We start from the raw sequence: 23,709 nt of genomic DNA, 5'->3' as shown, positions 1-23,709 counted from the left end.
CCCATGGTCGTTTGGCAACAGAAGCCGCGATTTTGTCAATGGGGGGATTTATTTTCTCTCGTGAACATCGGCGCGATCCAGCGTCACCGCCATCGCCCGCGAGAGCGCGTCAAGCTGGCCATCGAGACTGGCATCGATGATCCCCACCTCGGTTTCGAGGATGCAGCCACCCTGATCGAGGCGGGCATCGGCAGAGATCTCGAGATACCCGATCTCGGGGAAATCCTTGTGTACCCGGGCAATCTGATCGCGTACCGCCAGCACCTGCTCGGGATTGACCCGCACCGTCACCTGCTTCTGGTTGCTCACCAGCGAGAGCGCCTCGCGCACCACCTTGAGGGTGAGCGCCACCTGATCGTAATCGTGCAGGATCTTGCGCACCGCCTGCAGCACCACCTCGCTCATCTGTTGTTCCACCGTGCGGTAGTATTGCTGGCACTGCAGCTGGGTCTGGTGCACCAGCACGGCCTGCTCGCGGCGAGCCTCCTCGATGCCGGCCTGCCAACCGAGCTGCTTCTGCTCCTCATAGACAGCGCGCGCCTCCTCGACGATATCGGCAGCCTGTGCCCGGGCGGCATCGACCAGCGCCTGAGCACTCAGATAGGCCTGATAGTCGTGACTGCGCAGGATCCGCTGACCGGGAGCCAGTTGCAGGTGTTCACTCTTTATTTCAACAAATGGCAGCATTGTGGCGTTACCTGTTTGGCAATTTTGAGACAGAGTGCGCGAGCGAGTGGCAGCTCGGCATCAGCCAGTGACCAGCCTGGGCGCTGGGGTGATACCGGTAGTCGTAGCACAAGGCGACGGGCCCAGGCGGGATGAGCCCCTCCCGCCGCAGCCAGCCAGAATCCCAAGCCTGCCGCCTCCAGCGAGGCGCTATCGAGCGTGACGGGCAGCGGTTGTTGCCAGCCGGCAGGCCAGGGGCCGATCAGGAGGTCGAGGCGGGCGAGCAGCGACCTGTGCCCCTCCTCCCCCAACACCGCGATGATTTGGCGCAGCACAGGCGCTTGCAGGCAATGGCGGATCGCCTCGCCATGGAGCACGGCGCCAAGCTGGCGCAGCACGAGCGCCAGCGCCTCGGCCGGAAAGAGCGCCAGCCCGCCAAGCTGCGCGGGCAGTTCGTAGTCGATAGCCAGTGCCAGCTCATCGAGCAGGGCCTGATTGCAGGCAGGCAAAGTGCGCCACTCGGGCACGCTCGCCTGCAGCCAGCGCCACGAGGCGGGGAAGTGCTCCTCGTGCAGGTAGCTCGCCGGACAAAAGCGCAGTTGATAGGGGGTAAGGCCGACCGCCATCAACGACTCCGACGCCGGTGCCACATGAATTGGGCCAGGTTGGTGGTCACCACCAGCGCCAGCAGGAGCGCGATCAGTCCACCCAGCCGCCATCTGGATCCTTCACTCACCTCGATGGAGAAGAGGGTGGTATTGCGCGGCATCAGGGGGCTCTGGCGTACATCGGCCGAGGGTACCAGCACCACGCTGATCCGGTCGTAGGCAAGCCCTTCAATGCTGTTGTTGACCAGCTGCTTGATCTGCGGGATGTAGGTGTCGAGCTGGATATCCGCCGCATGTTTGATAAAGACCGAGGCCGAGGCGGGTGATGGCTTTTTGCTGATCCCCTCGTTTCCCTCGGGCAATACCACATGGACGCGGGCCACCAGCACGCCGTCGATCTCCGAGAGGGTGTGGGAGATCTCCTGGGCCTTGGCGTAGTTGAGGCGAGCCCGCTCCTCGGTTGGCGAGGAGATGAGGCCATCCTTGGGAAAGACATCCTGCAGGGTGGAGAAGCTCTCGCGCGGATACCCCTTGCGCTTGAGCAGTTCAACCGCCTGCGCCACATCGGACTCCTCGACCAGCAGCTTGATGTTGCCATCCTTGTCAGGCTGCTTGTCCGAGGAGATCCCCTCGGTGCGCAGCAGCGCCAGCATCTCGTTGCCCTCTTTCTGGTTCACCCCGGTATAGAGCTCCACCTTGCAGCCACTGAGCAGCAGGGAGGTGCACAGCACCCCCATCAGCATCGATCTCTTCACACTACCTCACTGGGTCTTCAACAGGGTTTCTACGTTCTGGCTCATCTTGCCCACGGTCTTGGCAATGAGCTCCTCCTGCATGGTGATCCGCATCAGCGACCACTGCATCTGCATCAAACTGTTGGGGTCATCGCCCGGCGTTGCCAGTTCAGCCTGCAGGCTCTGCTTGGCCTCGACAAACTGCTGCTTGATCTCGCCGATTTCGCCAAGCAATGTACCGCCGATCCCCTGAGCGCTGCCGCCCATCGCCTGCTCGAAGGTGGCGATCTGGGCACCGGGAACATCCGCCGCTTTCAGCTCATCCAGGCTGGTCACCACGGCCTGCGCGCTTTGTGCTATCTCCATCACTCCTCCAGATCCAGTTTGTGTGCGTGACGCACCAGATTGTTGACCATGCCGTTGTGCGGGATCAGGGTCATCAGTTCGCGTCGGGCCAGCTCGGCAAGATAGTCGTTACCGGACAATGCCCCCTGCCCCCGCAGCTCTGCCATCACCTTGAGCAGCACCGTCTCCCGCCGCGACGAGAGCGGGTCAAACTCCCGCATCAGGGCGCGCAGCTCTGGCAGGTCGATGGCCGCCACCACTGGCAGCTGGCGCTCGCCAAAGCGCTCAATCAGCTTGCTCGCAACCGGCTTGAAGAGCAGGTCGGCTACCCCGGCTGTTTTCTCATCCTGCTGATAGACCTGCCAGAGCAGCTCGCGCCGGGTGGCGGGAGAGTGTCCCTCCAGCAGCGCTTCCAGCGGCGTCCCCTCTTTCCAGCGCGTCAGCAGGGCACTGCACTCCTCTTTGGCCAGCAGCCGCTCAAACTGTTGCCGCTCTGCCGCTGCAGGCGGGGGCAAGCCCGGCGGCGTTACCGCAAGCGGACGGATGCCCTGCTCGTTACCATCGACCTTCATGAGGCAATCTGTTCGCGCATGCCGGCGGCAAACTGCTGCAAGGAGGAGAGCTCGCTCTGCTCAAGCCGGGCCAACCGGCTCTGCAGTGCATCCAGCCGCGTCAGCCGCCATTCGCACAGGGCGAGCCAGGGTTCCAGTTCGGGGGTATCGCCCCCTTTGCCCAGCGCCAGAGCCCCCTCGTAATCTCCCCGGTTCATCAGGGAGGAGAGGCGGATCAGGGTGACACACTCGCTCATCTGCGGATCGCTTGCGAGCCAGTCGGCGATGGCGGCGGCCTGCGAGTGACAATGATGACCGGTGCCGGCCAGTGCCAGTTCGGCCAGCTGCCGTTTCAGTTGGCGATCCATGGTCACACCTTCTGCAAGATGCCCTGCATCAGATCTTTCATGCTGCGGGTCACGGTAGAGTTGATGTTGTAGATCACCGACCACTTGTTGATCTTGTGCTGCAGCTCGGCCAGCCTGGCGGGGTCATCGGGATTATCTTTCAGTGCGTCAATCGCAGCTTTTACGTCATTGTTGGCATCGTTCGCCTGCTTCTTCAGCGCCTCGGCGACGTTATCCAGGGTATTCCCCGGGTTAAAAATGGGTTCTGCCATCTCTTATGCTCCTTTGATCTGCTCAAGTATCTGCATGCCCGCCTCGATGGCGTCCGCTTCCTGTTGCCACTGCCGGTACTGCTGCGGAGATCCCCCGCGCATCAGCTGGCGCTTGACCTCCCCCAACGCCTGCACCAGCTGCTCCTGCAGCGCGCGGGCAAAGGCGGGATCAGCGCCGGACAGTCGCGTTTCCAAACTGGTCATCATGGCTTTCGCCCCCTTTCAATCTGACGATGTATTGCTGCTTGCCCTTGCTCACCACCACCGCATCGCGCTGGATAGAGAGGATGCGAACTCCGTTGGCTGTCGCCCCTCCGACCGGGTAGCGGCGGTTATCCGCCAGGGTGACGTAGGGCACCCGGCCGAGGGAGACACTGCGCACCTCGAACTCCAGCTCATCCTGACGGGGCGTTCGGCTCTGGTTGATCAGCTCCAGCATGGGGTGAGAGCCGAACTCGCGGCGAAACTGCAGCTGCAATTGCTGAAATTGCGCCAGCCTCGCCTCATCCAGCTGACCTGACAGCTCGATCCGGTCGCGCGATTCACTCACCCGCAGCAAACCGGCCAGCCCCTGCTCCTGCAACATGGCATCGAGTCGCTTGCGATGGGCTCCGGCTACCTGCACCCGGTTTTCGATGCCGAGTAGCCCCGGCACCTCCTGCTTCAGCAGGGATTCAATGCTGTTCCAGCGTTCATCCTGCGCACTGATGGCTCCGCTCAAGCGCAGCCAGCCGGGCTCCTTGCCATTGCGGATCTGCAACTGCTCGTAACCGAGTTTTTGCAGGATGAACCCGGCGCCCTGACGCAGATCCTCCATGGTGCGCAGGTCGAGGCGATAGCTGAGCCCCTTGCCATCGAGATACTGCTGCAGGGCGAGGCGGTTGCCGTTTTCATCCACATATCCCGAGAGCAACCAGAGTTCGGGGTCACTACTGTTGAGCACCACCTGGCGATAGACTGGCGCGGCCAGAAAGCGCTTGAGCTCCTGCTCATTGCGAGCGGTATCGCTCTCGCTGCTCCCCTGCCACCAGTCGTGGCCAAGCATCACGACCACCGCCATGACCAGCGACAGGCAGAGGCCAACCATCCACCACTCGGCACTGCCGGCACGCCGCCGCGGTCGCGCCGGTGCCGCCATGGCAGGCAACGCCTCCAGCTGTTCGGGCAGCGATCGGCTGCTGTCGCAAAAACTCCAGAGCAGAGGGCCAGCCTCCAGCCGGGTACCGGCCATCAGCTGGGCGCCCGTCTCCAGTGCCGCCCCATCCTGAGTCGGCGTGATGCCCTCTGCCCACCCCTGCAGGTTGATCCCTTCGGCCGACACCAGCAGCACCAGATGCTCGGCGGCCATCCCCTCATCCACCAGCACCAGATCGGCCAGCAGCGGATCGGAGCCGATGACCAGACGCCCTTCCGGCAGGGCTACCTCTACCCCGCGGTTAAGCCCGCGATATACGCGGCACTTCCAGCTCATCGGCCAGCTCCGGCCGGGGTCGCCTGCATGCACCAGCTGGCCGCCGGGGTGCATTTTTGATCCTTCGCCATCTCGACCAGACGCCAGCCCAGCTCATTGCCCATCCGGCACTGGGTAAGGGCGGAGCTCTTGCCCCCCTGACGCAGCAGTTTCTGCACATCCCGCGCCGCTGCCAGCGGCTGGCACTGTGCGCCGCCCAGCACCTTGCCAAGGGAGAGACTCTGGTTGGAAATCTCGTCGACACCCAGCACTCCGGCGCGCAGATCCTGGCCATTGCCCAGCGCCAGATAGTGGGCGATACCGTCATCGATCAGACGAGGCTCAATGATAAAGAGCCGCACGGAGCGACGGGTCTGGGTCTCCTTGCTGCGAAACAGGGCTCCCAGATAGGGGATGTCGCCGAGGAAAGGCACCTTGCTCAGGTTTTCGCTCATCTCGTCGCGGTAGATACCCCCGATCAGCAGGCTCTGGCCGTGGCCGACCCGGGCGATGGTGTCCACCACGGTACGGCTGATGGTCGGGATGCCGTCGATGCCGGAGCTGTTTGGCTTCTGATTGCCATCCTCGATATGGAGACTCAGGCTGATCTCGGGCTTGTCGCCCATCTGGATCACTCGTGGCGTCATCCGCAACATGGTGCCGTAGGTAATGTCCTTCAGTTCTGCCACCCGCTCCCCACTGATCTTGACGTAGTAGGTTTCGCTGTGGTCGATCACCGCCTGGGTATTCTCCTGGGTCAGCAGGGTCGGGCGGGAGACCACCTGGGCATTGCCCTCGTTCTCCAGCAGATTGACCCGGGCCAGCAGATAGTCGAGCCCTTTGGAATCCACCAGACTGCCGAGGGCTGCGCCCCCTTCAATGCCCTTGCGATCGCCGGTGGTCTTGATGATCACCTGCTGGTTGGAGCCGGTGCGGATCCCCACACGCCAGTCCACCCCGAGCTGTGAGAGATCCTCGGCATTGATGTCGATGATGGAGAGGGCCACTTCGATGCGAGCCGCCGGTTTGTCTAGCGCTGCAATCAGCTTGCCGTACATCGCCATCCGCTCCGGCGCATCGCGCACAATCACGGCGTTGAGAGAGGGGTCGGCCTGTACGATGGCCTGACCGGAGGCAACTTGCCCCCCCTTGCTCCCCTCGCCATTCACCATCTGTACACCCGCATCGGAGAGCAGTCGGGAGAGGATGGTTGCCACGCCGGGGGCATCCACGCTGGTGTCGCGATACTGGATGGAGCGATCGGTAGCGGAGGCATATTTGAGCGGGAAGATCTCGATAGCGAGCGGCCCTGTCTTCTCGCTGCGCAGTTGGGACTGCTGCTCCAGTGCCACCGCCGTCTGTTCGATGAGTTCGAGATAGCGCGGCGGGCCCGAGACATAGACCAGCCGGTTATCGGCATCGGGGCGCCAGCCAAAGCGGGGTTCCCAGATACCGGCACGCTGCAGCGCCTGTTTCAGCTCGGCGGCGCCGGTCTGTTCCAGATTGATGAGGCGAGACTGCACTTCGCTGTTCTTGAAGACGTAGAGCACGTTGCCGTCGTAGTACCAGACCAGGTTGTAGAGAGAGGCAAGCTGCTGCAGGAAGGCGAGCGGCTCGTCGTGCTCGAACTGGCCGTTGACCTGATCGTTGACCTTGTCGCTGACGACCACGGAAACTTCGTAGTTGGCCCCGAAGTTGACCAGCACATCCCGCAGGCTCTCCCCCTCCGCCACATAGCTGTAAGGCATGGGCACCCAGTCGAGCTCCTGCGCCGTCAGCGGACGCTGCCAGGCCATACAGACCAGCACCAGCCAGCAGAGCGGGCGGATCACTCTTTGCACGCTCAAGGGTGCCATATCATCTGTCTCCATTGCGGGGCCAGTGCGGCCTCGGTCAGCTGGGGCTCCAGCCGCTCCAGCAGGGTGATGTGCTGGCTAATCCTGAGCTCCAGTTGTGCTTCGTCGAGCCACTCCAGCGCCAACCGGGCTTCCAGCTGCAAGTTGCCCAGCTCATCCAGCACCAAGGCATGCGGGGTGTGACGCCCCCAGGCCACCACCTGTTGCAACAGGCGCTTGAGCAGGGCCGGATCATGGCTCTCCCCCTCACCGTGACGGGTCGAGGTGAGAGGGGTGCTGAGCAGCAACTCGCTCACTCCGGTGGTCAAAAAGAGGGGATAACCATCGAGTCGCAGATGGTATCTACCCTGAGCGTCGGCAACAAAAGGCCCTTGGCCAAGTTTTGCGGCCAATCGATTCAGTAGCGTTTGCATAGTTCCTCGGGCTATCTAGGGCGCGGGAGGCTGCCAGTAGAAGTGATCCTGAGCGAGGGCAATGCCCCGGCCCGCCAGCCACTCATGCAGTGTGTCGCCAGCAGCGGCATCGTGGGGCAGTGCCTGCAGGGCTTGCCAGCAGGTGCCAAGCTCAAGCGGCACCGGCAGCAGCCGCTCAAAGGGGACCTGCTGCCCCTGCTCTGCATACCAGGCCGGCCAGGCCTGTTGCAACCGCGCTTCACACTGCACCTGCAACTGCGCCAGCTCCTGCTCGCGTTCGTTCAAGCTGGCGAGCTGTTCGGCAATCCGGCGCTCGAGGCCGGATGGTACATCGACCACGGTTTGCCAGAAGATGGACTGGGCATGGAGCTGACGGCGCATCAACTGCAGTTGATCCAGCTCATTGAGCCAGGCGCCATACAGCGGCTCCAGACGCTGTACCCACCAGCGGTGGAGGGGATAAAGCACCCAGTGCCACAGCCGCTGCGGATCAGCCAGATTGATGTTATCCCCCAGTTGCTGCAACCAGTCATCACGCTCACTGCCAGCAAGGCGCAGCAGCTGTTGCAGCTCATCACGGGAGACGGCCAGCGCAATATCGAGACGACGCTGAAACCAGATGGACCCGAGCAGGCGCTCCAGACGGGTTCTTGGCAGCAGACGCTGCAGCAACGCCATCTGCTGGGAGCTGATCACGCCGGCGTCCTGATAACGGAGCACGGACTGTCGCCCCACCAGCTGGGCCAGGTTGAGGCTCTCTGGTTGGACAACGGCAACCCGGCGACCTGCGAAGAGGCCCTGATTGGGTGATGTGTGATCTTGCTGACTCATGCTATGCCTTGCTCATCTTGCTGCGGGCAATTTATGGAATAATGCTTCGGTATGCTGGCTATTCTACCCATGGCTCTGCCCTGCGACTTATAAAAAACGTCAGATTATTTTAGTCCGGCGTTAATCTTTGCCATGACGGGCACGGCTAGGGGTACAGCCGAAACGGCGCCGATAACTCTGGGTGAAATAGGACTGGCTGGAGAATCCCGCCTCCATCGCAATATCGACGATGCTCATCTCGCTATTGAGTAATAACTGATGAGCGTAGAGGATCCGCTGTTCGCTGATCCAGGCTCGGGGCGATACGCCATATATTGCGCCAAACAACTCCTTGAATGTGGTCAGCCCCATGCCGAACTCTTTGGCAAATTCGCTGAGCTTCCACTCCATCAGATAATGTTTTTCCATGAACTGCTGCAACCGCTCGACCTGGCGATTGCTCAGCTGGCGCAAAATAGACATCAATTGCGGTCCCTGTTCGCCAAAGGCGAGCAGAAAAAGCAGCTCTTCGGTTCGCAACCGAGCCAATTCGGGAGGATGTTCATGCTCGATCAACCCCTGCAAGCCCTGGATGGACTGATTGATCAGAGGGGATGCATGAAACGGCAGCAGGCTGGGAGCAATCCCCTCAACCCGGCTGACCTCGCTCAGCAGTGAACCGAAACGCTGCAGAAAACCCTGCAAAAAGGAGCTGGAAAGGGGGATCCAGAGCAGGTGGCAAGGCTCGTCGCCAGTCGCAACCGCATAGCTGCCACGGCGCACGAATATCAATTCGTTGGGGGATAACTCATAGGTATCGGTGCAGTCCTGCCAGCTCATCGCGCCATCCAGGAGGACATATATTCCCTCCTGGCGATGTTCAATGACGCTGAAAGCAGACATGCACCACTGGAGCAGGGCCATATCGCCCTTCTCTGTGGTTGTAATGCCCTTCATTTTTGTTTTCCTGAATCTGCGTGTATTGCAAGTAGCACCTCGGCAGAAAAAGGCTCCGTCCGGGTGGTTTATTATTGGTGTTTATTTTTCTTAGTTATGAATGTCATCATTAAGTGATGACCATGAATTTAATCAACACTTAAATCAGAAGAAAATCCTACAACAATCACCAGCATAAAAACCAGCCAAAAATTAGAGTCATGACACTACTGATACAATTGATAACGCATTTATCAGGCCTTTTTCTTACGTCATTAAATAGTTCGTTACAGAAAGAAACGCTGCAACCAAGCTGATAAATTAATAACCAGTTGATTTCCAGCTTGTTTATTAGATACGGCCTATTATTGACACAATGGATAACAAGGGCGTGGCTGCAATGAAATTACCAATGGGCGACTATTTAAAACCTTAAAAACTTTTTGCTGAGCCGTTGCCTGAATCGCGTCATTGCCAATAAACCGCAACCGGGTACGCACATAGAGTTCACCCTCTCCCCACTGCAGAGGCGTCAGCCGCATATCAAAAACCAGAGGCAGCATGGTCAGCTCATAACGGGTTGAGGCTACCTGCAGTGGCCGTCCTTCCATCACACTCAGAACTGTCACCTCCACGGTGGCAGGGCGAGGTAAATTGGCATTGAGGTGCACCTCCCCTGTCAGGCTCTGCGACACAGGAGGGACAACCGTGGTGCTGACGCAGCCACCGAGAGTCAGCAGCGCGAGCAAGAGCAGCGTTCTCATAACAACCGGATCCTTCTCTCGGTCAGCGGCTTGTGCTCGCCCTGCTGCAGGCGATCCAGCATCTGCTCCTGCGCTCTGCTCAGCGCAAGTGTGCGGCGCAATGCCGCCGCCAGCGGCACAGGTTCAACCAACGCATCACGACCGCTCACAGCCCTACCGGCAAAGCAACCCGTCGCAGAGCGTTCTGCCGCAGATGCCAGCTGGCTGGCGCTCGATTCCTGGATCTTCATGGTCACACCCGTACTCCCATCACCTCGTCACTCTTGCTGACCGGGCCAGGTCGTGGCTGCAGCAGCTCCTGCCAGAATTCGGCGTGCTCCAGCATGCTGGCCAGACTCTCTTCAAGCTGGGTCAGGGTCAGCCGCGAGGCCGACATCTGGCGGTAGAGTTGCACCGTCAGGCTCTCTTCATCGAAACCAAAGTGGAGATTGAACTGATACCAATTGCGGTTGAAGCTGGCCAACTGGCGAAAGATCCCCTCACCCACCTGATGCAATTCGGCCACATCGACCTGCATCACCAGGTGATCCCGTTCGGGCACCAGAATGAGAGAGAGCTGCAAGTGCTCGTCAAAACAGAGTGCTGCCACCCCCTCCCGGTTCAGGGTCAGGGAGGGCAAACCATATTTGGTGGCAAACTCGGCGAGCAGCCGATTGATGATGACAGTGGCGTCCATGATTTCCTCCAGCAGAGAGGAGAGGATGGTAGCTCGCCATCCCGATGGCGGCTGTCACTCAGAGGCGGCTCTTTTAAGAAAAGTGGTCGGTACACGAAAAAGGCGCCCGTCGGGCGCCTTGCTGCCTGCTCGCGTCAAGCAACCCCGAAGGCTGCCTTGAGGGTCTGGTTGAGGGTCTGGGAGTACTGCTGCATCAGCTGCAGCACATCCTTCATGAAGTTGGCGTTGAAGGCCATGTTGTCTTCAATTTTCTGCTTCTCGGTCTGGCTGATGGTCGCCTTGACTTCATCTTCCTTGGCCGTCGCCTGGCTCTCGCCCTGGGCAACCTGCACCGCCGAGTTGCTCATCTGCCCGATGGACTGGATCACGGTACTGGCAATCTGTTGCCGGCTGTTATTGGCATCAAACGACTTGTTCAGCGTCTTGAGCGTTGCCTTGTCGTTTTTGATCCTTGCAGTCAGTTCTTGTCCCGCGTCCCCCATCTCGAGGCCAGCAGACTTCTTGATATCCCCTAGCTGCTTCAGCTCCTGCTGGCGCCCGGCAATATTGGCATTGAGTGCCTTGTCCTGCTTGATCGCCTTGGCAGACTTGCTCAGAGAGAATCCTCCGGTAATGGCCGAAAAACCGGCCATTACACCGGATACCACCGCCATGACGATCATCAGCTTGGCGCCGCTGCGCATCTCGGCGACCTGCGCTTTCTGGCTGTCGATCACCTGCTGGTTCTCCATGTCGCGCTGGGTCAGTCCCATCTGGCGCGCCAGACGAGCGAGCTGGAAGAGCTGCGACATCAGGTCGAGAGTATCGTTGAGCACCGCTCGGGCCTGTTCCAGCTTGGCACCGTCCAGCCGCTGGGTCGGGGTCGGCAACTCGGGGCCGCCCTGACGCTTGACCTCACTGCCGGAGGTGATGCCGCCAGCCGCATGGGTCGTTTCACGATTGCCTGCCGCAAGGGGCTGCTCGACCCCTTCGCTGAACAGGGCATTGGCACGGATCGGATTGAAGGTGCTGTCGTTAATGTTCATAGGTCCATCTCCTTATATGGCGGCCGGTCTGCGGGCGAGATTGCTCATCATCTCGCCCCTTGCGCTGATCATCTCGAAGATCATCTCCATGGTCTCCTGGAATGCCTCCATGATCTGTGAGATAGCCTCCTTGAGCTTGTCGATCACCGCCTGCAACTGGGTCATCTCGCTCTTGCTCTGTTGCAAATCGGCCTGCGCATAAAGCGCAGCAGACTCTTTGGATGACTGAACCGATTTGGTCACCCCACCGCTCACATCGAGCAACACGTCGGTACCCTGGGTGCCCATCTTCATCACCTTGGCCGTATTGCCTGTCAGTTTCATCGCCTCGACCGACCCCTTGGCCGCAAATCGACCAGCCAGATCCCCTACTTTGGTCACCAGCTTGGCGCTCATCTCCGCAGCCGTCCCGCCAATCTTCGCCCCCACCTTGGTAATGAGGCTACCGATGGAGGAACCGAAGCTGGCCACCATGGAGATGACGGCAAGGGCTATTTCGATCCCCATCAGAGCGGGCCCCAGCTTCTCCATCACCTCCTTGGAGATCAGGCCTGCTTCGGCGGCATGCTGCACTGCCATATTGACCATGCCGACCACGCCGGCGGCGATCATCAGGGCGCCAGCGGCAGCACCCACCCCGGTCGCCACCATGATGGCGCCGATAACGACGGAGGCGATGGCGCTGAGCCAGCCAAAAATCTTGCCGAAGATGCCCGCTTTCTTGGCCTCCTTGGCACTCTCCTCAGCCTCTTTGATCTTCTCCTGGTTCTCGCCAATCTTCTTCTCGTTCAATTCACGAGCGCGCTTGATATCGTCGAGCTTCAGCTTGGTCTGGGTCCGCTCCAGATCGCTGGTGAGCTTGCCCAGCTCAATCTCGAAGGCGGCCGGCGAGGTAAAGGCCGCCGTCACCAGAGCGCCGACGCGGGGCAGCAGCTTGCCGCTGTTCTCCACGGTCTCGCGAACCAGCCGGCTGATCTCTGCCAGCACTTTCTGGCCGGGACGATCATTGCTGGCCGCCAGCGGCGGAGTCAGAGCGACACCGGCGGTGCGGGCTGCACCGCTCGCCTGCGTAACCGCGGCATCGAGCCGGGTTTCACTGCGCGGCTCGGCAGCTGGCTGCAAGCCAGCTACATTACCGATGTTTCCCAGCGGGGAAACGCTTCTTTCATTGCTGATCGGGTTCATCTTGCTGATCCCTTCTGATTGCGATGGCTTCCAACATGACCTTGGCGCTTGCTGCCAGATCAGCCAGCTGCGGGTCGCTGCCCGCCAGCAGGTGGGCCGAGTGGAAGCCACTCTCGGCCCCTGTCAAATCCCCCTGTTGCAACCGGCATTCGGCTGCATGAAACGGGAAACGGGGATCTTTCAAATCGAGCATGGCGCCGAAGCTGTAGCTCTGAACTGCCGTTTCGTACTCACCCATCGCCTGACGGCAGGCACCGAGCCCGAGGAAGTAACGCGGCTCGTAGTGATCCAGCATGCAGAGGGCCTGAAAAATCTTGTGGGCATCTTGCCACTTGCCTGACTGGTACTGCCCGAATGCCAGCGCATAGAGCTGCTCCAGGGTATCGCCGGAGATATCCTTCAACATGGCGATGGTGCCGCCATCGGCAAGGAAGGACTCCAGTTCGGCTTCATACTCCGGGGTCAGGGTGGTGTCGGTCTGCATGTAATCTCCTTAAATGGCGGCAAGAATGTCGCGCATGATGCTGTCGTATTTCTGGATAAAACGGTTGAGGGCTTCGATGGCCGAGTTGTAGCGGGAGCTGACATCGTTGAGCCGGGTGGTCTTCTCGCTCACCTGATCGTTGAGCGGACGTGAGCGGTCACTCACGCTGGTGGCAAAGTTGCCCAGCTTGTTGTTGTCCTTGTCGTACTTGTACTCGTTCTCGACCCCTGCCATCGACCCACTCTGCTTCTTGTCGCTCTCGAGGAATGTCTTGACCGACACATGACCCGAGGCGTCCTTTGGCATCTGATCCAGCAGCTTGAACTCGGGTCCTTCGCGGAACTTGGCGTCGTTTTCATAGCCATAAAGCTTGTAATCCATCAGATTGAAATCTGTCTTGAAGGTCTGGCTGGATGAGGAAGAGAGCGCCTTGTTGATCTCTGACTGGATAACCCCGTAGATCTTCAGCTCGGCGGTGAGTGCCTTGAGCTCTTCGTTGATACCGGTACGCTTGTTGTTCTGGGTAAACATCACCCAGGTGAAGGCGTCGATGACCTCCTGATCGATACGATCATCGGTATAGCGACTGATCTGCGCCACGACATCGGGGAGTGCCAGCGGTAGCACCAAGGTGCCGACTTGCTTGCTGACCTCATCGAGCACATCATCGTTGCTCAGGTAGCGGGCAACCAGCCTCTCCAGTTGTGCCCGGGTCAGCCGGGTCGAGTCCTCCTTGCTGATGGAGACGTTGTCTTTAAGCTTGTCGACCAGTGCCCGCTGTTTTGCATTGAGAGTGCCTGACTCGCTGGTTAGCCACTGATCAATCTGGATATGATTTTTGTTGCGGGTGTAATCAGAGATAATGCTCATCACGTCTCCTTAAATCATCAGTCCACGCATCATGGTGGGGCGCCGGCTCTTGCGGCTCTCCCCCTGCTGTTCCGGCAACATCGCCTGCCTGCGGCGAAACTCCGCCAGCAACTCCTGTTCGGCCACGGCGACCTGTTCGCCGGGTGCATTGAACAGCAGTTGGCAGGTCTGCTCCGAGAGCGCCAGGCCGGCCAGCATCTCCTGCAGCAGGGCATTGCGCTGCTCGCTGTCGGCGATGGCCTGTTCGGCTCGCTCGATCACATTGCTGTGGTGGGCAAAACGGGGTTGTTTCATCATGGCTCCTATTCTATGAGGCCCTTTTGGGCATGCCTGTCACGCAAGGCCGTCCTTTTGTCGTTTTCGCATCTCGCGCAGGGAGCAGACCTGCTCGGCCGCAAGCGCAAACCAGCCGGGTTCGGGTTCGCTGGCGCCGGTCCAGTGGCGATAGAAGCGGCCCAGCCGCTCAGCGCTGAGGGTGCTGCCACGAAACACATCGACGTTGCCGTAGAGCTCGTAACCCGCTCCCAGCACCACCAGCGTTGCCTCCGCCAGCAGGTAGAGGGCGGCAAAGGGGTTGGCAAGACCATCCCGCTCGCCCTCACGGCGCACCAGCAGGATCCAGACCCGGCGCGTGTCGCTATCGACCCGCCAGGCGAGAGAGATGTGGCGATAGTGCAGGGCATGGCCGAGCTGGATCGGGGTCCCCCCCAGATGGTGAGGAGTCACTGTCACGCCGCGGGCCTGTAGCCAGGGGATGAGCGGATCGCCGTTCACAGGCAGACCCTGCCAAGCGGCTGGATATTGATCTGCTGGGTCAGCTCCTGATAGGAGAGCACCGGCAGGGCGTGGTAATCCCCCTCGATGAGCTTGCGCACATAGCGGCGGATATCCATGGAGACGATGAGCACCGGCTTGTTCTGCATCCGGGCCAGATCCCCCACGGTGTGCCGCACCTGATCAAGGAAGCCCTGGGTCACGGCGGGGTCGAGGGCAAGATAGCTGCCGGCGCTGGTCTGGCGAATGCCACCGCGGATCTGCTCCTCCACCTGCTGATCGAGAAGATAGGCGGGCAGGATGTTGTTGCCGTTGGCGTACTTGTAGCAGATGTAGCGCTTGAGGCTGCTGCGGATGTATTCGGTGAGCTGCACCACATCTTTCTCCTTCTGGCCCCACTCCACCATGGCCTCGAGAATGGCGCGCATGTTGCGGATCGAGATATCCTCCCCCACCAGCCGCTGCAGGATCTCGGTCATCCGCTGCAGCGGGATGATGCGTTGCGCCTCCTTCACCAGCTCGCCATAGCTCCCCTCCATCTGCTCCAGCAGATAGCGGGTCTCCTGAATACCGATGAAGTCTTCTGCGTATTCACGCAGCACATGGGAGAGGTGCCAGGTCATCACCTGATCCGGGGTAAGCGCGGCAAGGCGCGAGGTGTCGAGCCGAGCCTGATGTTCGCTGGCCACCCAAAGCGTGGGTTGCCCCGGCAACAGCGGCGTCCCCTCCTCATAGGCGACTCCCAGCAGATCGAGCTGGGAGGCGCTCTCCTGCACCAGCAGATGACCCGGCCGCAGCTGACCGCGGGCCACCGGCACCTCCTGCAGCTGGATCAGGTATTCGCCCGCCCCCATCCCCTCGTTGAAACGCAGGTGAATACCCGGGAAAGGTACCCCGAGGTCGAGATAGAGGGCACGGCGCACCCGTACCAGCTCATCGTTGAGGGCGATGGCCTCCAGCTCGGCCTGCAGGGCGGCATCCACATCGATCAGGAGAGGTACCGTCATGGCAAACTCCTCCTTTTCACCCAGCTTGCCACGCGGTTTGCTGCCCGCCTTCGGCTTGCTGCGGGCGGCAGGGGCACCGGCCCCCTGTGCCAGCATGGTGGGCAGATCCTGGCTCTGCTGACTCTGCGCCTTGCGCTGGCGCAGGCCGATAAAGTAGCCCCCCGCCGTCACCACGGCGGCCAGCGAGAAGAAGGTGATCATGGGGAAGCCCGGGATCAGGCCAAACAGCACCAGCAACAGGCCGCCGATCAGCATCGCCTTGGGCTGGGCCACCACCTGGGCACCGATATCGGAACCGAGATCGGAGGACTCTTCGGACGACACCCGGGTCACGATAATGCCCGCGGTGATGGCGATCAGCAGGGCCGGCACCTGGGAGACCATGCCATCCCCCACCGTCAGGATGGAGTAGAGCTGCAGCGCATCGGCCGCTGACAACCCCTTCTGGGTCACCCCTATGGTGACCCCGCCGAGGATGTTGACGAAGATGATGATGAGGCCCGCGATGGCGTCCCCCTTCACGAACTTCATGGCGCCATCCATGGAGCCGAACATCTGACTCTCTTTCTCGATGACACTGCGCCGCTCGCGCGCCTCGTTGACATCGATCACCCCGGCGCGCATGTCGCCATCGATGCTCATCTGTTTACCGGGCATGGCATCGAGGGAGAAGCGGGCACTTACCTCTGCCACCCGTTCCGAGCCCTTGGTGATGACCAGAAACTGGACGATGGTGATGATGAGGAAGATGACGATCCCCACCACCAGATTGCCCCCCACCACGAAGTTGCCGAAGGTGTAGACGATCTGGCCCGCATCAGCCTGCAGCAGGATCATCCGGGTAGTACTCACCGAGAGGGCGAGCCGAAACAGGGTGGTGATGAGCAGCACCGCCGGGAAGGCGGAGAACTGCAGCGGCGAGTTGATATAGACCGCCATCATCAGCAGCACCACCGAGATGGTCATGTTGATGGCGATCAGAATATCGAGGGCCACCGGTGGCAGCGGCAACACCATCATGAAGACGATGGCCAGCAGCAGCACCGCCAGCATGATGTCCTTGCGCTCGCCGATCCGGCGCAGCAGCTCAAGGGAGCGTTGGTTCATTCTGCTCTTCCAGTTCGAGATATTGTTGATAGGCGAAACGGGCTTCATCCAGCCTGCCTGCCAGCTGGCAGGCGCGGCTGCGGCAGAGCCAGAGCGGGCCATCAGCCTCCTCCTCTGCCATCAACAGGTCGGTATGACCGAGCGCCTCTTCGCCAAACCCCTGCCTGAGCAGGGCCACCAGCAGAGTGCGGCGGGCCGCCTGATTGGCGGGGTGCAGCTGCAACAACGCCACCAGCAGGGTGCTGGCACGATCGGGGTGACCATACTGCAGGTGCAGCCAGCCGGTGAGCAGCAGCGCATCCTGCTGCTGTGACGAGAGGATCATGGTCATACCTTGTGCAGCAGATGGAGGGTCATCTGCATCAGTTGTTCATCCCCGTGCAACTGCTCGAGCAACGCGCTGGCCGCCTGCAGCTCGGGGGTGGTTCCTTCGGCCAGCACGGCCCGCAGCCCCGCCATCGCCTGCGCAAAATCGCGCGGGCGCAGCAGATCGTGAAAGCCGCGATCCGGGGTGGCGAAGTCGAGCAGGGTGCGCTCCGCCAGATTGGCGGGATAGAGCCTGCTGATGTGGGGTTCGATGGAGTGGCCATCCGGCAGCAGGGCGTAGCGCCCCGGCAGGCTCTGCTCCTGCTCGTCGAGGCGGATGGCGCTGAGCTGCTCAATCCCGATATGGGCCGCGGTGATCCGGCTCATGGCGCCACCACGTCCTGTTGCAATCGGGTCAGGGTGCGCAGCGCCTGATGGAGCAGCGGCAGGGTCACGGCCCGCTCATCGAGGGTCACGAAGAGGATCAGCCGATCCTCCCCGAGCCAACCGCAGCGCACCGGCAGGGCGGGCGCCTGGGCGGCTGCGGTGAAACTCATGGCGCGGCGAATGGCCTCGCCGCTCTGGTGCCACGGCAGCGTGCGGGCCAGCCAGAGAGTCAGTTGCCCCTGATGGCGCTCCAGTTGCAGGGTACCGCTCTGCTCCAGCTCAAGCTGGATCAGGTAGTGGGGGTTATCCCCGATGGTGATGCCCAGATCCTGGCAAAACTGCACCAGCTGGGGTTCGATCCAGTTCATGACGACTCTCCGGACAACTCATCCTCTTCCCGCTCGATGGCGTTATCGAGCGCCCCCTGACAGCACTGCAGCAGGTTCTGGCGCTGATCCTCCTCGCTGAACAGCTCCACCGGCAGCAGGCGGATCAGTCGCTTGAGCTCCTGATAGAGCTGCACCTGCTGATGTGTCTGCGTCAGCTCCAGAGCGACACCGATCTGCTCCACGTCGTGCACCGAAGACCAGCGCTTCTCCACCAGCGCAATGAGATCGCCCATCAGATCAGAAGGCCCGTATGCCATGGGCCGCCCCCTCCTTCACCCGCAGCCACAACTCGTCCACTTGGGCCGAGAGGGTGTTGAGCAGCCGCAGCTTGTGCATGTCGCTCATCACCCGCTCCAGCTTGACCGGGTCGAGCCAGCGCTGCTGACTGTCGAGATCGGCGCTCAGGGCCTTCATCATGAAGCCGGTCACCTTCTCCAGCGCACCGTTGCCAAAACGGCTGTGAATATCGCGCCAGGCGGTGGAAAGGGCGCGATAGTCCTGCACCGCATCGCGATAGAGATCCCGCAGATCCTGCACCTGACCGAGCCCCTCACGGGCAGCCTCCTGCGCCGGGCCGGTAATGCGGGCGCCCAGCACGATGGCGCTGCCCTGCTCGTCGGCCAGTTTGGCCAGCGCCTGTTCAACAAGTGCCAACGTACCCCGCATTTCGGGGCGACCGGCAAGGGCCTTGCGTGCCTGGGTAAGCGCCTCGAACTGCTCGCTCACCTCCCCCGAGTAGCTCTCGAGGTAGGCCAGCAGCTGGGAGAGGTTGGCCAGCCGGCCGCTGCCGAGGTGACTGATCATCTCCTTGATCTTCTGCTGGCGTTCGAGCTCCGGCACCTTGTCGAGGTAGTCTCCCACCAGCGCCTCTATCTCGCTGATGCGGGCCTGACTGTCACTCAGCTTGCGCTTGGCAAGGGAGAGCTCGGAGCGCTCGGAAAAGACGAAGGTGAGCTCTTCTGCCATGTCGCCCAGCGACTGGGTCGCGCTGGCCAGCACGACCTGCTCGCCCTGAAACTGTCCTCCCTGCAGGGGCACCTGACGGGGGGCATTCTCGGCGCCACGGGCTTCAGGTTGAGTGGTGGGGAGATAGGGATTGCTCTGGATAGTGGCCATGGCGGCTCCCGTAATGAGTGGATTGACGAGGATGGCATTATAAAAATCGCCCTCGGGCGCCTATGCCAAAATCGGCCGTGAATTTTTAGCCGGCTCGCAACGCTTTTCTAAAAAGTCCCGACTCGCGCTGAAATCCCCGCGCGCCCCCATCGCCTATAGTGGCCACCGTTTTTAATGGTGCAGATCTCCCGATGTCCCTCTCCCTCGATCACATTCCCGGCCAGCTGCGTCACGCCATCGACGAGTGCCGCCTGATCCAGATCCGTGGCCGGGTCACCCAGGTGACCGGCACCCTGCTCAAGGCGGTGGTGCCCGGCGTGCGGATCGGCGAGCTCTGCCATCTGCGCAACCCCGACAATACCCTCTCCCTGCAGGCGGAGGTGATCGGCTTTGCCCAGCATCAGGCGCTGCTCACCCCGCTGGGGGAGATGTTCGGCATCTCCTCCAACACCGAGGTGAGCCCGACCGGTGCCATGCATCAGGTCGGGGTCGGCGAGCACCTGCTTGGTCAGGTGCTCGATGGCCTTGGCAACCCCTTTGGCGGCGGCCAGCAGCAGGAGCCCACGGCCTGGTATCCGGTCTATCGCGATGCCCCCGCTCCCATGAGTCGCAAGCGGATTGAGCAGCCCATTTCGCTGGGCATTCGCGCCATCGACGGTCTGCTCACCTGCGGCGAGGGGCAACGGATGGGGATCTTCGCCGCCGCCGGTGGCGGCAAAAGTACCCTGCTGGCGTCGCTTATTCGCAGCGCCGAGGTGGACGTCACTGTGCTGGCGCTGATCGGCGAGCGGGGTCGCGAGGTGCGGGAGTTTATCGAGGCAGATCTGGGGGAAGAGGGGCTCAAGAAGGCGGTGCTGGTGGTGGCCACCTCGGATCGCCCCGCCATGGAGCGCGCCAAGGCGGGCTTTGTCGCCACCTCCATCGCCGAATATTTCCGGGATCAGGGTAAGCGGGTGTTGCTGTTGATGGATTCCGTCACCCGCTTTGCCCGTGCCCAGCGCGAGATTGGTCTCGCCGCCGGCGAACCGCCGACCCGACGGGGCTATCCGCCCTCGGTGTTTGCCGCCCTGCCCCGCCTGATGGAGCGGGCCGGTCAGTCGGACAAGGGCTCCATCACCGCCCTCTATACCGTGCTGGTGGAGGGGGATGACATGACAGAACCGGTGGCCGACGAGACCCGCTCGATCCTCGATGGCCATATCATCCTCTCGCGCAAGCTGGCGGCGGCCAACCACTACCCGGCCATCGACGTACTGCGCTCTGCCAGTCGGGTGATGAACCAGATCATCGCGCCCGGGCATCAGGCGCAAGCCGGTCGCCTGCGCAGCTGGCTGGCCAAGTACGAAGAGGTCGAACTGCTGCTGCAGATCGGCGAATACCAGAAGGGACAGGACAAGGTGGCCGACGAGGCGATCACCCGTATCGAGGCCATTCGCCAGTGGCTGAAACAGGGCACCCATGAGCCGAGTTCACTGCCCGAGGCGCTCGCCACCCTGGAGGCGCTGACCCGATGATTGGCCGCCTGCAACGAATAAAAGACCTGCGGCTGGAGCGAGCCGAGCAGCAGCTCACCGCGCAACAGGCCCGGCTGCAACTCGCCCGCATCCGCCAGCGCGAAGCAGAGCAGGAGAGCCTCGACTACCGCCAGTGGCGGCAGGCCGAAGAAGATCGGCTATTTGCCATCTGTCAGGCGGAGCAACTCGATCGCAAGGGGCTCAAGGCGTGGCAACAACAGGTTGCCTTGCTGCGAGAGAAAGAGGCCCACCTTGAGCAACTGGCCGCCGAACAGGGCGAACGGGTGGCTGAAGAGCGCATCCGTTTGCAAGAACGCCAGCAGGCGGTACACCGCGCCCGCCAGCAGCAGCAGAAATTTGCCGAATTACACCGTCAGGAGCTGGCCTCACAGCAAGCCCTGCGCGACTACAACGAAGAGCAGGAACAGGAAGAGTTCCGCCAGCAGATCAGGATGTAACCAGAGATGAACCGACTCACCGCTCCCCGCGCAGAACCCCGGGTTGCCGACGAACAGCAAGGCTTGCCGCGCGAACCGCACAAGGCGGATCTGGCGCAGCAGCAGCGCTTCGAGCAGGCCCTGCGCCTCGAGTCCGCACAACAGAAGAGAGCACGGGACCACAAAGCGCTGACCGGCAACCCCATCGACAAACGGGATGAGCACCGCCGGACAAAGCCGGATGCCCCCCTTGCCGGCAACAAAGCGGCGGACAAGGAGAAGGAGCTGGCGGAAAGAAGGCTGACACGCCCGACCCCGCGCAGCAAAAACCAGCATGACAAGCCGGAGGGAAACGATCGGCAGGAACTCCAGCCGCTCCCCGCTATCTTGCCGCAGATACGTGAGGGCATGCAGGCCCCCACTTTGCAGCAAGATCACGAACAGCAAGCGGCCACCGAGAGCGCCTCACATGACAAAAATGGTGAACCCGTATTTGTCTTGCCCACCTCTTCCCTGTCGACATCCATAGCGTCGGACGGTGAGCTTACCGGACTGAGCCAAGATGCCATGCAAGAAAGCGGCGAGCTGGGCGCCCTGCTTGAGGCGGGGGAACGGCTGCAGATAGCAGACGAGCCTACCGAACAACTATCTGCGACCAGCGAGGAGGAGCCGCTTGCGCAAGAGAGCTTTGCCAGCTCGGCCATCCGGGTTCCCCCTCTCGCGGCAACACCGGGGGATCTGCTGCTGGCACGGGTTGCCCCGCGCGTCGATCATCACGAGCTGGGTCAACTACTCAGCCGGCTGGCGGTGGATATTCACCTTGAGCTGGGTCGCCCGGAGCGCCCCCCCATGCTCCAGCTCACCCTGCCCGCACTCGGGGAGCTTGCCATCCGCATCGAGCACCGTCAGGGCTCGCTGCAGGTGGAGATGCTGGCCAGCGAGCAGGGTTCCCAGCTGCTCAATCAGGGACGCGGCGAGCTGATCGACCGCCTGCAACGGCTCTACCCCGGCGAGCGGATCGCCTTTGACCTCTTTACCCGGGACGACAGCGAACAAGGGTCGCGCCAGAAACGATCCATCTATGACGAATGGGATGCCGACGCATGACATCGATAGCCTTTCCCTCTGCCTCGGCGGCGGAGCTGACCCTGCAGCAGCAGCTCAGCCAGTGCCGCCACCACTATGGCTGGAGTGGTGGCGAGCTGACGCTCGCCATCGCGCCGCTGCCAGCGACCCTCGACTGCCGGTTGCAACTGCAGTGGCAGGGGCTCTCCCTGCCGCTGTTTTGCCATGGCGCCGAGCTGGCCCGCTGGCTTGCGCCAGACCTGCAACAGGCTGCCCTGTTCAGTCTGCCAGCGTCGTTGCAACTGGCGCTGATCGAGCGCCTCGGGCAACCCCTTGGCGGCCTCAGCTGCTCGGCGCTGACACCGAACGCCACCTGCGAAGCGGCAGGTCACGCCGCGCTGCAACTGCTGCTCAAGCGGGAGGGGGCAACCCTCGCCCTCTGGCTGGCCGAGCCGGAGCCGCTGCTTGGCAAGTTGCCTGCGCGACCCGGCCAGCAACGCCTGGCGCTCCCTCTCACCCTCTCCTTGCAGTGGGGGGCGATGGGCGTTGCCATCAGCGAGCTCGAGACACTGGCCTGTGGCGATGTGCTGCTGCCGCCGCCCCACCCTCTGCTCGGCCAGCAGCTGCTGCTCTGCATCGAGGGACGCCCCTATGCCTACTGCCAACCCCATCCACAACATCTGGAACTGACCGCCATGCACAACGCCGCCCCCGATGATGCCCTCGACGCCACTATGCTTGAGCACCTGCCGGTGCAGGTCACCTTTGAAGTGGGCCGCCAGACCCTGGACTGGCACACCCTCACCACCCTGCAACCGGGCTCACTCATCGATCTCGGCGCCCCCATCGATGGCGAGGTGCGGATCATCAGCAACGGCCACCTGCTCGGCTGCGGCCGGCTGGTGGAGATCCAGGGGCGACTCGGGGTGCGGGTCGAGAGCCTCAAGAGCGAGTCGCCGTCATGATCCAGCTGCCAGACGAGCTAAACCTGATCGTCGGGCTGGCGCTGCTGGCCCTGCTCCCCTTTATCGCCGTGATGGCCACCTCCTTCGTCAAGCTGGCGGTGGTCTTCTCGCTGCTGCGCAACGCCCTCGGGGTGCAGCAGATCCCCCCCAACATGGCGATGTACGGGTTGGCCATCATCCTCAGCATCTATGTGATGGCTCCGGTCGGTTTTGCCACCCAGGATTACCTGCGCCAGAACGAGGTATCGCTGGCCAAGTCCGAGTCGGTGGAGAAGTTTCTCGACGAGGGGATGGCCCCCTACCGCGCTTTTCTGAAAAAGCAGATCAAGCCGCGGGAGCACGCCTTCTTCATCGACAGCACCAAGCAGCTCTGGCCCAGCGAATATGCCGACCGGCTGGAGCCCGACAGCCTGCTGATCCTGCTGCCCGCCTTTACCGTGAGCGAGCTGAGCCGCGCCTTCGAGATCGGGTTTCTCATCTATCTGCCCTTTATCGCCATCGACCTCATCATCTCCAACATTCTGCTGGCGATGGGGATGATGATGGTCTCCCCCATGACCATCTCGCTCCCCTTCAAGCTGCTGCTGTTCGTGCTGCTCGATGGCTGGGCCCGCCTCACCCACGGGCTGGTCACCAGTTACGGAGGCTAG

The 23,709-nt window shown here is 61.8% G+C and carries 33 protein-coding genes; 5 read left to right on the top strand and 28 right to left on the bottom strand.

The window, feature by feature from the left end:
• Positions 1 to 48: 48 nt before the first annotated feature.
• From NOM67_RS10870 to sctW, 28 genes are all read right to left on the bottom strand, one after another.
• On the bottom strand, positions 49 to 687 hold the full coding sequence (locus NOM67_RS10870; protein ID WP_255936929.1) for an HrpE/YscL family type III secretion apparatus protein: 639 nt from the start codon (positions 685 to 687) through the stop codon (positions 49 to 51).
• Complete coding sequence (locus NOM67_RS10865) at positions 666 to 1,292, bottom strand: Yop proteins translocation protein K (protein ID WP_255936927.1); 627 nt, start codon at positions 1,290 to 1,292, stop codon at positions 666 to 668. The genes NOM67_RS10870 and NOM67_RS10865 overlap by 22 nt, the downstream gene beginning before the upstream one ends.
• Complete coding sequence (gene sctJ / locus NOM67_RS10860; protein ID WP_185430698.1) at positions 1,292 to 2,029, bottom strand: type III secretion system inner membrane ring lipoprotein SctJ; 738 nt, start codon at positions 2,027 to 2,029, stop codon at positions 1,292 to 1,294. The genes NOM67_RS10865 and sctJ overlap by 1 nt, the downstream gene beginning before the upstream one ends.
• A 6-nt stretch (positions 2,030 to 2,035) precedes the next feature.
• Complete coding sequence (sctI, locus tag NOM67_RS10855) at positions 2,036 to 2,374, bottom strand: type III secretion system inner rod subunit SctI (RefSeq protein ID WP_033113156.1); 339 nt, start codon at positions 2,372 to 2,374, stop codon at positions 2,036 to 2,038.
• Positions 2,374 to 2,925, bottom strand: coding sequence for a YopR family T3SS polymerization control protein (locus NOM67_RS10850; protein WP_255936924.1), 552 nt, complete (start codon positions 2,923 to 2,925; stop codon positions 2,374 to 2,376). Before NOM67_RS10850 ends, sctI begins: the two co-directional genes overlap by 1 nt.
• Complete coding sequence (locus tag NOM67_RS10845) at positions 2,922 to 3,272, bottom strand: YscG family type III secretion system chaperone (RefSeq protein ID WP_071910881.1); 351 nt, start codon at positions 3,270 to 3,272, stop codon at positions 2,922 to 2,924. The genes NOM67_RS10850 and NOM67_RS10845 overlap by 4 nt, the downstream gene beginning before the upstream one ends.
• A 2-nt stretch (positions 3,273 to 3,274) precedes the next feature.
• Positions 3,275 to 3,523, bottom strand: coding sequence for a type III secretion system needle filament subunit SctF (gene sctF / locus NOM67_RS10840; RefSeq protein ID WP_042031485.1), 249 nt, complete (start codon positions 3,521 to 3,523; stop codon positions 3,275 to 3,277).
• A 3-nt stretch (positions 3,524 to 3,526) separates the two neighbouring features.
• The gene (locus NOM67_RS10835; RefSeq protein ID WP_033113160.1) at positions 3,527 to 3,730 is read right to left on the bottom strand and encodes an EscE/YscE/SsaE family type III secretion system needle protein co-chaperone; all 204 of its coding nucleotides are present in this window, start codon (positions 3,728 to 3,730) and stop codon (positions 3,527 to 3,529) included.
• Positions 3,693 to 4,994: a type III secretion system inner membrane ring subunit SctD gene (sctD, locus tag NOM67_RS10830; RefSeq protein ID WP_255936915.1), complete on the bottom strand. Its 1,302-nt coding sequence runs from the start codon at positions 4,992 to 4,994 to the stop codon at positions 3,693 to 3,695. Before sctD ends, NOM67_RS10835 begins: the two co-directional genes overlap by 38 nt.
• On the bottom strand, positions 4,991 to 6,844 hold the full coding sequence (gene sctC, locus NOM67_RS10825; RefSeq protein ID WP_165791290.1) for a type III secretion system outer membrane ring subunit SctC: 1,854 nt from the start codon (positions 6,842 to 6,844) through the stop codon (positions 4,991 to 4,993). Before sctC ends, sctD begins: the two co-directional genes overlap by 4 nt.
• Positions 6,817 to 7,242, bottom strand: coding sequence for a YscB family type III secretion system chaperone (locus NOM67_RS10820; RefSeq protein ID WP_255936911.1), 426 nt, complete (start codon positions 7,240 to 7,242; stop codon positions 6,817 to 6,819). Before NOM67_RS10820 ends, sctC begins: the two co-directional genes overlap by 28 nt.
• 15 nt (positions 7,243 to 7,257) lie before the next feature.
• The gene (locus tag NOM67_RS10815; RefSeq protein ID WP_209296868.1) at positions 7,258 to 8,073 is read right to left on the bottom strand and encodes a T3SS regulon anti-activator ExsD domain-containing protein; all 816 of its coding nucleotides are present in this window, start codon (positions 8,071 to 8,073) and stop codon (positions 7,258 to 7,260) included.
• 120 nt (positions 8,074 to 8,193) lie between these two features.
• A complete protein-coding gene (locus NOM67_RS10810; RefSeq protein ID WP_279007620.1) occupies positions 8,194 to 9,009 on the bottom strand; it encodes an AraC family transcriptional regulator in 816 nt (271 codons plus the stop codon).
• 344 nt (positions 9,010 to 9,353) lie between these two features.
• On the bottom strand, positions 9,354 to 9,752 hold the full coding sequence (locus NOM67_RS10805; RefSeq protein ID WP_124242294.1) for a YscW family type III secretion system pilotin: 399 nt from the start codon (positions 9,750 to 9,752) through the stop codon (positions 9,354 to 9,356).
• Positions 9,749 to 9,982 carry a T3SS regulon translocated regulator ExsE family protein gene (locus tag NOM67_RS10800; protein WP_033113166.1) on the bottom strand — a complete coding sequence of 78 codons (234 nt, stop codon included), beginning with the start codon at positions 9,980 to 9,982 and terminating at the stop codon, positions 9,749 to 9,751. The genes NOM67_RS10805 and NOM67_RS10800 overlap by 4 nt, the downstream gene beginning before the upstream one ends.
• 2 nt (positions 9,983 to 9,984) lie before the next feature.
• The gene (locus NOM67_RS10795) at positions 9,985 to 10,428 is read right to left on the bottom strand and encodes a type III secretion system chaperone (RefSeq protein WP_033113167.1); all 444 of its coding nucleotides are present in this window, start codon (positions 10,426 to 10,428) and stop codon (positions 9,985 to 9,987) included.
• Positions 10,429 to 10,562: 134 nt separating this feature from the next.
• Entirely contained in the window at positions 10,563 to 11,453 is an 891-nt protein-coding gene (locus tag NOM67_RS10790) for a YopD family type III secretion system translocon subunit (protein WP_255936907.1), read from the bottom strand.
• Positions 11,454 to 11,465: 12 nt separating this feature from the next.
• Positions 11,466 to 12,638, bottom strand: a complete 1,173-nt coding sequence (aopB, locus tag NOM67_RS10785) for a type III secretion system translocon subunit AopB (RefSeq protein ID WP_255936905.1) — start codon at positions 12,636 to 12,638, stop codon at positions 11,466 to 11,468.
• Positions 12,619 to 13,122 (bottom strand): SycD/LcrH family type III secretion system chaperone, encoded by a 504-nt coding sequence (locus tag NOM67_RS10780; RefSeq protein WP_043850411.1) that lies wholly within the window; start codon positions 13,120 to 13,122, stop codon positions 12,619 to 12,621. The genes aopB and NOM67_RS10780 overlap by 20 nt, the downstream gene beginning before the upstream one ends.
• A gap of 9 nt (positions 13,123 to 13,131) precedes the next feature.
• Positions 13,132 to 13,992 (bottom strand): virulence-associated V antigen, encoded by an 861-nt coding sequence (locus NOM67_RS10775; protein WP_043850410.1) that lies wholly within the window; start codon positions 13,990 to 13,992, stop codon positions 13,132 to 13,134.
• A gap of 9 nt (positions 13,993 to 14,001) precedes the next feature.
• Positions 14,002 to 14,286 carry a type III secretion protein gene (locus NOM67_RS10770; protein ID WP_201929883.1) on the bottom strand — a complete coding sequence of 95 codons (285 nt, stop codon included), beginning with the start codon at positions 14,284 to 14,286 and terminating at the stop codon, positions 14,002 to 14,004.
• Between the two features lie 39 nt (positions 14,287 to 14,325).
• On the bottom strand, positions 14,326 to 14,766 hold the full coding sequence (locus NOM67_RS10765; protein ID WP_201929307.1) for an LcrR family type III secretion system chaperone: 441 nt from the start codon (positions 14,764 to 14,766) through the stop codon (positions 14,326 to 14,328).
• Positions 14,763 to 16,928 carry a SctV family type III secretion system export apparatus subunit AscV gene (ascV, locus tag NOM67_RS10760; RefSeq protein WP_280842113.1) on the bottom strand — a complete coding sequence of 722 codons (2,166 nt, stop codon included), beginning with the start codon at positions 16,926 to 16,928 and terminating at the stop codon, positions 14,763 to 14,765. The genes NOM67_RS10765 and ascV overlap by 4 nt, the downstream gene beginning before the upstream one ends.
• Positions 16,861 to 17,205: a type III secretion system chaperone AscY gene (ascY, locus tag NOM67_RS10755; RefSeq protein ID WP_305121658.1), complete on the bottom strand. Its 345-nt coding sequence runs from the start codon at positions 17,203 to 17,205 to the stop codon at positions 16,861 to 16,863. Before ascY ends, ascV begins: the two co-directional genes overlap by 68 nt.
• 2 nt (positions 17,206 to 17,207) lie before the next feature.
• The gene (ascX, locus tag NOM67_RS10750; RefSeq protein ID WP_215805266.1) at positions 17,208 to 17,573 is read right to left on the bottom strand and encodes a YscX family type III secretion protein; all 366 of its coding nucleotides are present in this window, start codon (positions 17,571 to 17,573) and stop codon (positions 17,208 to 17,210) included.
• Entirely contained in the window at positions 17,570 to 17,941 is a 372-nt protein-coding gene (acr2, locus tag NOM67_RS10745) for a SycN family type III secretion system chaperone Acr2 (protein WP_042031504.1), read from the bottom strand. Before acr2 ends, ascX begins: the two co-directional genes overlap by 4 nt.
• The gene (locus NOM67_RS10740) at positions 17,938 to 18,219 is read right to left on the bottom strand and encodes a TyeA family type III secretion system gatekeeper subunit (protein WP_033113178.1); all 282 of its coding nucleotides are present in this window, start codon (positions 18,217 to 18,219) and stop codon (positions 17,938 to 17,940) included. The genes acr2 and NOM67_RS10740 overlap by 4 nt, the downstream gene beginning before the upstream one ends.
• The gene (gene sctW / locus NOM67_RS10735; protein ID WP_255936891.1) at positions 18,200 to 19,078 is read right to left on the bottom strand and encodes a type III secretion system gatekeeper subunit SctW; all 879 of its coding nucleotides are present in this window, start codon (positions 19,076 to 19,078) and stop codon (positions 18,200 to 18,202) included. Before sctW ends, NOM67_RS10740 begins: the two co-directional genes overlap by 20 nt.
• 191 nt (positions 19,079 to 19,269) lie before the next feature.
• Here sctW and ascN point away from each other — a divergent pair, with 191 nt between their 5' ends.
• Genes ascN through ascR form a run of 5 tightly spaced genes read left to right on the top strand, consistent with a single transcriptional unit; the run spans position 19,270 to position 23,709 of the window.
• On the top strand, positions 19,270 to 20,592 hold the full coding sequence (gene ascN / locus NOM67_RS10730) for a SctN family type III secretion system ATPase AscN (RefSeq protein ID WP_255936889.1): 1,323 nt from the start codon (positions 19,270 to 19,272) through the stop codon (positions 20,590 to 20,592).
• Positions 20,589 to 21,050 carry a type III secretion protein gene (locus NOM67_RS10725; protein WP_041208861.1) on the top strand — a complete coding sequence of 154 codons (462 nt, stop codon included), beginning with the start codon at positions 20,589 to 20,591 and terminating at the stop codon, positions 21,048 to 21,050. Before ascN ends, NOM67_RS10725 begins: the two co-directional genes overlap by 4 nt.
• Before the next feature lie 6 nt (positions 21,051 to 21,056).
• Positions 21,057 to 22,136, top strand: coding sequence for a type III secretion system needle length determinant (locus NOM67_RS10720; protein WP_255936886.1), 1,080 nt, complete (start codon positions 21,057 to 21,059; stop codon positions 22,134 to 22,136).
• Positions 22,133 to 23,059 carry a type III secretion system cytoplasmic ring protein SctQ gene (gene sctQ / locus NOM67_RS10715; protein WP_255936883.1) on the top strand — a complete coding sequence of 309 codons (927 nt, stop codon included), beginning with the start codon at positions 22,133 to 22,135 and terminating at the stop codon, positions 23,057 to 23,059. The genes NOM67_RS10720 and sctQ overlap by 4 nt, the downstream gene beginning before the upstream one ends.
• Complete coding sequence (ascR, locus tag NOM67_RS10710) at positions 23,056 to 23,709, top strand: SctR family type III secretion system export apparatus subunit AscR (protein ID WP_029302711.1); 654 nt, start codon at positions 23,056 to 23,058, stop codon at positions 23,707 to 23,709. Before sctQ ends, ascR begins: the two co-directional genes overlap by 4 nt.

The organism is Aeromonas sp. SG16 (assembly GCF_024436135.1).
GTDB classification, from domain to species: Bacteria; Pseudomonadota; Gammaproteobacteria; order Enterobacterales; family Aeromonadaceae; genus Aeromonas; species Aeromonas jandaei.
This window is presented reverse-complemented; position numbering and strand designations above follow the sequence as displayed.